1 protein-coding gene is annotated in these 356 nt (G+C 54.2%); it reads left to right on the top strand.

What is annotated here, in order from left to right:
• Positions 1-115 precede the first annotated feature (115 nt).
• Entirely contained in the window at positions 116-352 is a 237-nt protein-coding gene (locus A9513_RS14670; protein ID WP_065327455.1) for a type VI secretion system tube protein Hcp, read from the top strand.
• Positions 353-356: the final 4 nt, after the last annotated feature.

The following is a 356-nucleotide window of genomic DNA, read 5'->3' as shown; positions in this document are numbered from 1 at the left end:
GCCCGATTGAGGTCATGACAGAGGTAGTGGCGTTGCAGCATGATGCACCTGCTTCAATCCAGTAACCGTGTTGCACTCAGCTTCTGCAACCGCCAAGACTAAACAGGAGTTTATCATGTCTGTAGATATGTATCTGAAGGTTGATGGCGCTGTTGGCGAGTCCAAGGATGCCAACCACAAGGAGTGGAGCGATCTCATATCGTTGGATTGGGGAGCGTCCCAGCCCGGTAGCATGACCACCGGAGGCGGCGGTGGTATCGGCAAAGTCAGGGCGGTTGCAGAAGCTGAGTGCAACACGGTTACTGGATTGAAGCAGGTGCATCATGCTGCAACGCCACTACCTCTGTCATGACCTC

The sequence above is a fragment of the Pseudomonas sp. AU12215 genome, assembly GCF_001675465.2.
Taxonomy (GTDB): domain Bacteria; phylum Pseudomonadota; class Gammaproteobacteria; order Pseudomonadales; family Pseudomonadaceae; genus Pseudomonas; species Pseudomonas nitroreducens.
The sequence above is the reverse complement of the archived record's forward strand: the minus strand, read 5'-3'. Positions and strand labels throughout refer to the sequence as shown.